This window comes from Variovorax sp. 20P10.2.4 (genome assembly GCF_058244205.1).
Map to the genome: position 1 here is coordinate 1 of NZ_JBZAYE010001012.1, position 1,767 is coordinate 1,767.

Annotated in this window: 2 protein-coding genes; both read left to right on the top strand. The window is 71.2% G+C overall.

From position 1 onward, the window contains the following. On the top strand, positions 1-397 hold a 397-nt coding region (locus AC27VN_RS40520), incomplete at its 5' end, for a phosphopantetheine-binding protein (protein WP_490880369.1). After that, the coding region (locus AC27VN_RS40525; protein WP_490880370.1) for a type I polyketide synthase at positions 397-1,767 on the top strand (1,371 nt) is incomplete at its 3' end. The genes AC27VN_RS40520 and AC27VN_RS40525, both read left to right, overlap by 1 nt.

Here is a 1,767-nt window from a genome sequence, read left to right on the forward strand (position 1 = left end):
GGTCGACCGCCGCGCGCTGCCTGCCCCGACCGTCGCCGCTGCCTCGCAGGGCTACGAGGCGCCGCAGGGCGACGTGGCCCGGACCCTGGCCTCGATCTGGGCCGCGCTGCTCAAGGTCGAGAAGGTCGGCATGAACGACAACTTCTTCGACCTCGGCGGAAATTCGCTGCTGGTGATCCGCATGCACCGGCTGATGGAAGACCGGCTGAACCCGGGCCTGAAGGTGGTCGACCTCTTCAAGTACCCGACCGTCGGCGCGCTCGCGCGCCGCATCGAACAGGGCGGCGGCACGACCCCATCCGATGCCGGCGAAAGCGACGACAGCGAACAGGCGCGCGCGCAGCGCCAGCGCACGGCCCTGCTGCAACGCCGCCGTCCCACCGAAAGAAGCTTCTGATGCAAGACTCCGTGTCGCCGCCCGAACTCACGGGCCTCGAGATCGCCATCGTCGGCATGGCCGGTCGCTTTCCGGGCGCGCCGGACGTGGACGCCTTCTGGCGCAACATCCGCGACGGCGTCGAGTCGGTCACCGTCTTCAGCGACGAGGAGCTGCGCGCGCGCGGCGTGCCCGAGCGCACCCTGGCCGACCCCGACTACGTGAAGGCCGGCGTGCTGTTCGAAGGCTTCGACCAGTTCGATGCCGGCTTCTTCGGCTACTCGCCGCGCGAGGCCGAGCACCTCGATCCGCAGCAGCGCATCTTCCTCGAATGCGCCTGGGAGGCGCTCGAGCACGCCGGCTGGCAGGCCGGCAGGGGCGGTGCCTCGGTCGGCGTCTATGCCGGCGACGGCCCCAACCTCTACCTGATGCGGCACCTGCTGCCGGCCTTCGGTGTCGACGCGGGCACCGGCATCGCCGACATGCTGGGCCTGATGAGCGGCAACTCCGCGGGCTCGCTGTGCACGCGCGTGGCCTACAAGCTCGACCTGCGCGGCCCGGCCGTCAGCGTGCAGACCGAATGCTCGACCTCGCTGGTGGCGGTGCACATGGCCTGCCAGGCGCTGCTGAGCCACGACTGCGACATGGCGCTGGCCGGCGGTGTCTGGCTCAACCTGCTGCAGGACGGAGGCTACCGCTTCCAGAACGGCGCCATCCTCTCGCCCGACGGCCACTGCCGCGCCTTCGATGCGAAGGCCGCGGGCACGGTCATCGGCAGCGGCGCGGGCATCGTCGTGCTCAAGCGGCTGGCCGAGGCACTGCGCGACGGCGACACCATCCATGCCGTCATCAAGGGCACGGCCGCCAACAACGACGGCTCCGACAAGATCGGCTTCACCGCGCCCAGCGTGCAGGGCCAGGCCAGCGCGATCCGCGCGGCGCAGATGGTGGCGGACGTTCCCGCGGCCAGCATCGGCTACGTCGAGGCGCACGGCACCGGCACCACGCTCGGCGACCCGATCGAGATGGCCGCGTTGATGCAGGCCTTCGCGAGCGGCGGCGCGACCACGCCGCAAAGTTGCGCGATCGGCTCGGTCAAGACCAACATCGGCCACCTCGACGCGGCCGCCGGCGTGGCCGGGTTGATCAAGGCGGCACTCGCGCTGCGGCATGCGACGCTGCCGCCGAGCCTGCATTTCGAGCAGCCCAATCCGCAGATCGATTTCGCGAGCGGTCCGTTCTACGTCAACACCGAGGCCCGGCCCTGGCCGCAGGGCGCCGCGCCACGCCGCGCGGGTGTCAGCTCCTTCGGCATCGGCGGCACCAACGTGCACGTGGTGCTCGAGGAGGCGCCGGCCATTGCCGCGCGCGTGCCGACACGGCGCGAACCC